This is a genomic window from Polynucleobacter sp. JS-JIR-II-c23, from assembly GCF_035011225.1.
Classification (GTDB): Bacteria; Pseudomonadota; Gammaproteobacteria; order Burkholderiales; family Burkholderiaceae; genus Polynucleobacter.
Genome location: NZ_JAYGQT010000001.1, coordinates 2,002,082 through 2,010,660, shown reverse-complemented (window position 1 = coordinate 2,010,660; position 8,579 = coordinate 2,002,082). Strand labels below are relative to the sequence as shown.

The window sequence follows — 8,579 nt, the reverse complement described above, 5'->3', positions numbered from 1 at the left end:
AGTCTGCGGGCTTTATTTTTAGAGCGCCTAGAACATAGCTCTAGGGAAAGTACATTATGGCATCAGAAAGTATGACGCATACCTACTCCGTAAGTCTGCTGTGTGCTAACAGTCTTGCCACTCAGCATGCTGCCTGCTGGTAATGGCTGAACATTAGAGCCTGATGTATTAATGTTACCAATACCTAGATACAAATTAGTCCGCTTACTCATATAGTAGTCAAGCATTGCAGATTGAAACTGCTGCACACCACTAAGCTGTGTGCCTGACTGCTGTGTGCCTGCATAGTAATAACCAATCGAACCAATTAAAGATTCAGTAAAGTTATAGTTAGCACCTACCCAATACACATTGATGTTGTAATTATTTCTATTGGGCGTCCAGCTTGCAATAGAAAATCCACTGGGCAATACTGGCAAACCAGCATACATCTGAAAGTTGCTTGGCGTACCAATAAACATACGCTCATATCCAGCTTTCAGATTGAGTTTATCTGTAGCCTGAAATTTACTCGTTAGTTGCAGTGCCGAGGTATTTGCCAGGGTAACCAAAACCTCATTGGTTCCCGCTTTTATAGCGCCAACTGGGGAAGCGGCACCATTTGCTGTAGAAATGGTCGTGCCATAGGAGATTCCGGTTAACTTAGTCGCATCCGTAGTATGGGTAGCAATGGCTTGTACGCCCCACTTAGCCTCTTCGTAACCTAACTGAAAGCCACTAGTAGTGCCAGCGGAGTTATTGCCTGCCATACCACCAGGTGCATACATGGCCTTGAGATTAAAGCCATTGTATTTTTTAGCGTATTGAATAGCGCCACTAACATACGCATTATCCGTATAGCCACCACCACCATAGGTTCCCGAGAAAGCAATCGGTGAAAACATCTGCGCATTAACTGGGTTATAGCTACCAATATTTTGCAACATGAGTCCTTGCTGACGCCCCAGTGTCAAGGTGCCGTACTGCTCATTACCGATACCGGCATAGGCGCCACGTCCAAACAGCATTCCTTGTAGCGCATTATCGCCACCCTGGCTAGCACTAGAAGATGATCCATTGCCGGCCATACCATTACTTGCGGTTACGCCTGTTGCCGCATTAAAGCCTTGCTCTAATAAAAAGAAGGTCTTAGTGCCACCACCTAAATCTTCTTGACCCTTAAAGCCCAAGCGACTTTGACTCTCGCCACCAGTCATGAATCCAAAGACATTACCGTTTTTAACGCCAGGGTAATTGAGTGGTGCACCTGAGTTACCCCAAGTTGAGGTGTTCAGATTGCCTGCATTAGTTTGCGCCATCACGCCCACATCTAATAAACCATAAACCGTCACACTCGATTGTGCTTTTGCTACTCCTGCCGCACAAAGAAAACTAGCAGCTAAGGCGAATTTATTTAGTTTTTTCATAAAGTACTTAATTGAAATCCCTTGACCAATGTCAAGAAATTAAGATCCGTTAAAAGACAAAAACCACCACACTTGCGTGTGATGGTTTTCTTATTACATTTACAGCTAGATGTTACTCACTACATTTCTAAATCTAGGTAGGCACAAGTCCTACGTTAAATTAGAAAGTGTGACGCATACCTAAACCGTATGTGAACTGCTGGTTGATGGTTGATGAGGTAGGACCGCCAGTAAAACCTTGTGAATTAGTAACAGTAGCACCAGTGAAGTTCACTTGTGAAGCAGCTGCGTACAAGTTAGTACGCTTGCTCAAGTAGTACTCAGCCATTGCGGAGATGAAAGTGATTCTACCTTTCTGCGCTCCAGTGGCTGCGGTACCTGCAGCTTGGTTTACGCCACTACCATTTTGATTAATATTCTGCTGGTAGTAACCCAATGAACCTTTGACTGCTGGTGTGAAGTCATAGTTGGCACCCAACCAGAATGTATTCTTGATTTGGGGTGCTGTAGCTGCTTGATAGCTAAATACACTAAAACCACTACCATTAGGCAGAACTGGTTGGCCAGATACATATTGAAAGTTTGATGGTGTACCCAAGTTTTGATATTGGAAACCGCCTTTTAACCACAACTTATCCAATGGCGCCCATTTTGCTGTCAACTGTGTAGAACGCGTGTTGTAAACAATTGCATTAACCTGATTTGTGCCAGCAAGTGTTGATCCGGTTGGGGATACGATAGTGCCGGAAGTTGGAAGACTCGCACCATAAGATACGCCAGCCAAAGCTGTTGCATCTTCTTGGAATGAAGTGATAGCTTGGATGCCCCACTTAGCTGTTTCGTAACCAATTTGACCTTCTAAACGTGTACCAACGCCGTTGTTACCAGCATAGCCACCAGGTGCGTACAAGGCGTTTACATCAAAGCCCATGATTTTTTCTTTTAACTTCAAAGCGCCGTTAGCACGTGCATTGTCAGTTGTACCGCCACCACCGAATTGGCCTGAGAAGGCTAAAGGTGAGAACTGTTGTGCGTTAACTGGGTCATAACCACCGATGTTGTCTAACATCAAAGTTTGTTGACGACCTAATGTCAATGTGCCCCATTTGTCATTTTGTACACCAGCGAATGCGCCGCGGTTAAACAATTGACCTTGGTTAGAAGAGTCACCAGTGTTTGAGAGGTTACCCATACCCTTAGTCGTTGAGCCGTTGCCTGGCAAACCTGAAGCATATTGTGAACCGTTGTCAGTGTTAACACCTTGCTCTAATGTAAAGATCACTTTAGAGCCGCCACCGATATCTTCCATACCCTTGAAACCCAAACGGCTAGCAGACTGACCACCCTGCATAAAGCCAAAAGAATTACCATTACGTGGAGCAGTTCCACTGCCTGGACCACCGTAACCAGCAGAAGTACCGCCAGTAGAGCCGTTCAACATGTTTGAATTGCTTTGACCCATGATACCAACGTCCAATAAACCATAAATGGTTACGCTGGACTGAGCTTGAGCAGCGCCAGCAAATGCTGTCAATGCTGCGATTGCTAATAGCGATTTTTTCATTCTTTAAATCTCCAAATACTAAGGAATGAGGATTTTTATGAGAAGAATTGACCTTATTACAATTTGTAGCTACAATGGCGGCATATAGAGATAGGAGTAAAAAATGCTAACTACAGATGTACGTTGCCGTATTGATGCCAAAACCAAGGCAGATGCCTCAGAAGTGATTGAGGCAATGGGACTTAATGTCTCTGACGCTATTCGCTTGTTCTTAAAGCGTGTGGCTATAGATGGCGCAATCCCTTTTGATCTACGCATCCCAAATGCTAAAACTATTGCAGCTATAAAAGAGCTTGAAATGCCTAAAAGTAAATCTAAGCTAAAAAAATATAAGACTGTGGAGGCGATGCATAAGGATCTATTGCGCTAATGCTCTTACATCCTGTTCCTAGTAAGCAGTATGGTAAAGATTTTAAGAAAATTGTCCAAAGTCCCAAGTTCAACCAGGTTGAATATCTAGTGGTTTTAACAAAACTTCTAATGGGGGAGTCTTTGCCAATTAAATATGGAAGCCATCCACTTAAAGGTGATTATGAAAGTTACAGCGATTGTCATATCACTAATGATTGCGTTTTGATTTTTAAAGTTGTTGGTAATGAACTACGACTTGCAAGAATTGGAACCCACTCAGAGCTTTTCAAAAAATAAATTTTTTGTCTGCTGTCGTGTTTAACACGACACCTTAATCCCTTTAATTGTTTGGTTTTTGCGGAAAATCAATGCTTGCTTCTTGCAAAATAAATTCTTCAATACGAATGTGCCACTTCCTGAGTAGGTCAATAGGGCGCTGTCGATAGTGCTTTTCAGCAATGGCGCTGGGTTTATGACCCATAATTTGTGCACTAATTCCTGCTGGACACTCAACCCACTCAGCAAGGGTGCCAAACGAACGTCTTAAACCGTGAATAGTGAGAAAAGGTAATCCAGCTCTATGAAGGGCTTGATCAAGCGCTATTCGAGGCTCTTTTAAATAGCCAGACTTAGATCTCTCGCTGGCAAAAACAAAATCGTTTATTTTTGGGAGGCTAGAAATTAAATATTCAACATAAGGGGTTAAGGGAATTACTCTAGTTTCTTGTACCTTGTCGTGAATAATTGCTGTATGCCAAATAGTATCGATGTTTGACCACTTAAGACTTGCCCATTCTTCGCGCCTTGCGCCAGTTAGTAATAGTGATTGCAGATAAGCGCTAATGGTTTGGGTTTTTATCTTTTTTACTGAGCCAAACCAAAATTCCAATTGTTCTTTTTGCAAGCAATCTCTCCGTGCTACTGGGACGGGTAGCTCTTGATTTAATCTTTCACAAAATGTGTTGTCAACTATTAGGTGTTTGTATGATGAATGATTGCTTGTCCATCTAATAAATGCTTTAAGCATCGCAAGAGCCAAACGAGTCTTTAGTGGCCTAGACACTTTTTCTTTTTCAATCCACGCAATGACTTTCTCGCGTGTAAGCTGATCAAATGAGAGATTTAATAGGGGTCGTAAGAAACCACGCTCTTTGATATTGGATTGATTTTTTCGTAGTCCACGAGAAATAATTTCGCCACCATCTCGCGACATATCGGCATGGTCCAAATAGTACCTGTGACTCCAGCGACCCTCTTTTTGCTTTATATATGCATTCCAAATCGTTAGTACAGTCTGATTTTGGATCAATTTAGTTTTGAGCTTTTCTACACGAGGGTCTATGCCACGGTCTATTAAAACCGCTAATTGTCTTGCTTCAGATTGAGCCTCTTCTATGCTCCAACTGTCCACAAGTCCAATCGTTAATCGAATTGTTCTACCATTTAGTCGATTTTGGGCTATGTAGGCTTTCACTCCATTTTTAGTTATTCGAATACCAAGACCAGGGGTTTTAGCATCCCAAAAAATAGCTTGACCCGCAAGGGGAGGGCTTAGCTTTTCGAGTTTCTTGATTGTGAAGCTAAATTTTTTAGGTAGCTGTGTAAGCACTATGTAAGCAATATCTGTGTAAGCGCTGTGTAAGCAAATCGCTTAAAAAATGAGCAAACCATCCTTGAAGATTGTGAAATAGGATAAAATATCAATCGTTGCCCCTTTAGCTCATCTGGTAGAGCAACTGATTTGTAATCAGTAGGTGGTCTGTTCGAGTCGGACAAGGGGCACCAAGAAATATGAGGCTCACTGCTTAACGGCTAGTGAGCTTTTTTTATTGGTTTTCAGCGCGAGCTTGTAGAGTTTTGATTGACAAAGTTTAAGTTTCCAAGTAATTTACTAAAATGCAAAATAACTTGGAAATAGTGGATCTTCCGGAAGATTCCATCCGGCAGTACATTGATGCCAAAAGCGCCTTTACTGCTTTGGAGCAGGCTAAATTACGCGCTACAGAGTTTCGTGGTGGAATGGTTTGGAAAGCCGTTAAAGGTAAAGAGTATTTGGTGCGCACCACCACTAGAGGTGGCCAAACCGGACTTGGTGCCAAAAACGCTGAAACAGAAGCCATCTACAAGAAATTTACTGCTGGCAAGTCGCGTGCAGCCGAACTTTCTTCTGGGTTGAAGCAGGCTGCCGTTAAGCATCAACGACTAAACCGCGCGCTCAGGGTGGGCAGAACACCCAACATCATTATTGATATCCTGCTTGGGTTGGGTGATGCTGGTATGTCTGATAAATTCACCATTATTGGCACCAACGCACTGTATGCCTATGAAACTGCTGCTGGAGTTCGCCTTAATGAGGCTCATCTGGCAACTCGTGATATTGACTTGCTATGGGATAACCGTAAAAAGCTCAGCCTATTCACCCAAGAAGGCGCCCTAGTCGGAGGGATGTTGGGCTTTCTTCAGAGCATTGATTCTTCCTTCACCCTTCGTGACAACCAGATGTATACCGCTGTTAATAAGGATGGCTACGAAGTAGATATTTTGCGCCGTATGGGTCGGAATAGTGACGCTGAGCCGGTTCGGTTAAGCGCGTTGGTTGATGATTTTTGGGTAGTTAAAGCACGCAATGCCGATTGGTTGCTGAGTGCACCCAAATTTAGTGAAGTGGTAGTTGGTATCAACGGCAAGATGGCTCGTATGAATACGGTTGATCCACGTGCTTTTGCTTTGTTTAAGTTATGGATGGCTGATCAATCTGATCGAGAGTCGGGTAAACGTATCCGTGATTCAAGTCAGGCTCGTATCGTAGTTGATTTGATTAATAGTCATTTGCCGCAATATAGCTTTGAAGATATCAAGGTGTTTCCATCAGCAGTTGCCGATAAGATTGCGATTGATAGCGCAGGCTCCCAGAGAATTATTAAGCCCAGTGGCTCTATTGAGCCCACCTGACGAAGTCGCTGAACTGATTTGTAATCAGTAGGTGGTCTGTTCGAGTCGGACAAGGGGCACCAAGTATTTGAAAGCTTCTAAGTTAATCGCTTAGAAGCTTTTTTCTTTGGCGCTTGAGTTACAGGTGCAGATTTGTTTTTCTTGTCTCTGGCAAATACAGAAGAGCCACAATAGCAGCGCTTGCTAAAAATACAGTGGGATACCATAGCCCAGCGCTGTCGCTTTGCCAACGTTGATTTAACCAGGTCACGATTAAAGGAAGTAAGCCGCCAATCCATCCGGCAGCAAGATTGTGGGGAAGAGTTGCAGCACTGTTTCTAGTTTTGGCTGGAAAGAGTTCCGCAAGCATGGCAGTCTGAGGTCCAACTACTAAAGCAAGTGCTAGAGATAAGCCGATTAGTAGTGCGCCAATTAAAATCAGATTAATAGCATCGGCTGGGTTGTTGAGGTGTTCCATGCCAATGTTCTTGAGCAGATGAAATGCCGGCAGAATAAATGTGGCACCTAAAAAGAGTCCGCAAACTATTACTGGTTTACGACCAATCTTGTCAGATAGCCAGCCAGCAAAAATAGTGAGTGGGAATAAGGCTAGAGTCGCATAAATGCTGAGCTGGTCAACTAACTCAGGCGCCAGCTTCACAGAAGTTTTTAGAAAAATCGTTGTATAGACTTGCACACAAAAGAACAGGACTGCTCCACCTGCCGAGATGCAAAAAAACAGTAAAAACATACGTTGGCGGGTTTGTGGATTCCGGAAGTTATTGAGTAAGGGGCTAGCAGATTGTTGATGGGATTTGCTCAGCTCTAGAAACACCGGCGTTTCTTCTAGAGCCATGCGCGCTTTGAATGCAATGAGCAATAGCGCAATCGAAATCCAAAACGGCACACGCCAACCCCAAGATTGAAATTCTTCTGGTGACAGCTGGCTTCTGAGTAATGCAATTTGCAAGGTGGATAACAGAATGCCAAGAGGGCCCATGAGTTGCAGGAAGCTGGTCTTAAATCCCCTGTGCTCATCACCGGCATGTTCGGTAAGGTAGACGGCACTGCCGCCGATTTCACCGCCAGCAGAGAGTCCTTGAAGCAGTCTCAGTGCAACCAGTAGGATGGGCGCCCAGATTCCGACTTGGGCATAAGTGGGTAAAAAGCCCACGCTCACGGTTGCCAGCCCCATTAACGCAATGGTGATCATGAAAACGGGTTTACGGCCGATCCGATCGCCCATAGAGCCAAATAGGGCCGCTCCAATAGGCCGGACTACCATTCCAACGCCAAAAGTCGCTAGGCTTGCTAAAAGGGCTGTATTTGGGTCTGTTGAGGGAAAGAAGAGCGGGGCAAAAACCACTGCCAGGGTCGCAAATGTCAGGAAGTCATACCATTCTAAAAAGGTCCCAAAACAGGCCGCAATGGCTACTTTTCGATAGGAGTGAGAATGCAAATATGACATTAAGTTATTGATTATATTAGTTTTATTTTATTTTTGGAATGTATTTGTTGCATAGCAGCAAAAACTGCTTGATTTGTCATATTCCTTCAGTTACAGTTTCATGGTGCAGTGCAATATTTAAGGTATCGACAGTTTTCCATCTCTTAAATCGTGCGCTTAATTGACTAGTTGTACCACTTAATTTCTGGAGAAATACATGAACCAAGATCAAATCACCGCTAAATTGTCCCAAATTAACAGCAAAGGCCTTGAGGCTACATTTTCTTTGAGCGAAGCTGCTTTGGAAAATGCTCAAAAATTGGCTGAACTGAACTACGCTGCTTCAAAAGATGTTTTGGTAAACGCTCAAGACGGCATTCAGCAAGTGTTGACAGCTAAAGATCCTAAGCAAGTGACTGAGATGTTAAATGCTGAAACTTTGCAATCTGTTGGCAACCAAGCTGTTGCTTATCAAAAGAAAGTTAGCAAAGTATTGCGTGATAGCAATAAAGAATTTGTAAACGTAGTTGATGCAAGCATTGATCACTTGCAAGATGGTTTCCAAGACTGGATTAACACTGTTGCTGCTAATGCACCTGCTGGTTCAGAAACTTTCTTGTCTTCATTTAAGACTGTATACGGTAGCGCATTGCAAGGTTTTGAACAGTTCCGCGCTGCCAGCAAAGAAGCATTTTCTACCGCAGAGAAAACTGCTGATCAAGCAATCGAAACTGTACAAGGTCAAATCGCTCAAGTTAAAAAGGCTACTACACCTGCATCACGTAGTCGTAAATCTGCTTAATTGATTGCTGACTTAGAGTATTGATTTAGTAGTCGGTATTAAAAACCCCGCTTGGTGAAAACTAAGCGGGGTTTTTGT

At 43.4% G+C, this 8,579-nt stretch carries 8 protein-coding genes and 1 tRNA gene; 5 read left to right on the top strand and 4 right to left on the bottom strand.

The window, feature by feature from the left end; all coding sequences use genetic code 11:
- Nucleotides 1–62 precede the first annotated feature (62 nt).
- Both VC159_RS10290 and VC159_RS10285 read right to left on the bottom strand, forming a co-directional pair.
- Nucleotides 63–1,406, bottom strand: a complete 1,344-nt coding sequence (locus tag VC159_RS10290) for a porin (RefSeq protein ID WP_323472370.1) — start codon at nucleotides 1,404–1,406, stop codon at nucleotides 63–65.
- Between the two features lie 160 nt (nucleotides 1,407–1,566).
- Entirely contained in the window at nucleotides 1,567–2,970 is a 1,404-nt protein-coding gene (locus VC159_RS10285) for a porin (protein WP_323473538.1), read from the bottom strand.
- Between the two features lie 103 nt (nucleotides 2,971–3,073).
- On the opposite strand from VC159_RS10285, the gene VC159_RS10280 reads away from it, so the two are divergent.
- Entirely contained in the window at nucleotides 3,074–3,340 is a 267-nt protein-coding gene (locus VC159_RS10280) for a type II toxin-antitoxin system RelB/DinJ family antitoxin (protein ID WP_323473537.1), read from the top strand.
- Nucleotides 3,340–3,618: a type II toxin-antitoxin system mRNA interferase toxin, RelE/StbE family gene (locus tag VC159_RS10275; protein WP_323473536.1), complete on the top strand. Its 279-nt coding sequence runs from the start codon at nucleotides 3,340–3,342 to the stop codon at nucleotides 3,616–3,618. The genes VC159_RS10280 and VC159_RS10275 overlap by 1 nt, the downstream gene beginning before the upstream one ends.
- Nucleotides 3,619–3,661: 43 nt before the next feature.
- On the opposite strand, the gene VC159_RS10270 is transcribed toward VC159_RS10275, so the two are convergent.
- The gene (locus VC159_RS10270) at nucleotides 3,662–4,930 is read right to left on the bottom strand and encodes an integrase family protein (RefSeq protein ID WP_323473535.1); all 1,269 of its coding nucleotides are present in this window, start codon (nucleotides 4,928–4,930) and stop codon (nucleotides 3,662–3,664) included.
- A 100-nt stretch (nucleotides 4,931–5,030) separates the two neighbouring features.
- Here VC159_RS10270 and VC159_RS10265 point away from each other — a divergent pair.
- Nucleotides 5,031–5,106, top strand: a tRNA-Thr gene (locus VC159_RS10265).
- 111 nt (nucleotides 5,107–5,217) lie between these two features.
- Nucleotides 5,218–6,273, top strand: coding sequence for a nucleotidyltransferase domain-containing protein (locus VC159_RS10260; RefSeq protein WP_323473534.1), 1,056 nt, complete (start codon nucleotides 5,218–5,220; stop codon nucleotides 6,271–6,273).
- A gap of 118 nt (nucleotides 6,274–6,391) precedes the next feature.
- Here VC159_RS10260 and VC159_RS10255 read toward each other — a convergent pair whose 3' ends face one another.
- Nucleotides 6,392–7,720, bottom strand: a complete 1,329-nt coding sequence (locus tag VC159_RS10255) for an MFS transporter (protein WP_323473533.1) — start codon at nucleotides 7,718–7,720, stop codon at nucleotides 6,392–6,394.
- Nucleotides 7,721–7,916: 196 nt separating this feature from the next.
- On the opposite strand from VC159_RS10255, the gene VC159_RS10250 reads away from it, so the two are divergent.
- The gene (locus VC159_RS10250) at nucleotides 7,917–8,501 is read left to right on the top strand and encodes a phasin family protein (protein ID WP_323473532.1); all 585 of its coding nucleotides are present in this window, start codon (nucleotides 7,917–7,919) and stop codon (nucleotides 8,499–8,501) included.
- Nucleotides 8,502–8,579 lie beyond the last annotated feature (78 nt).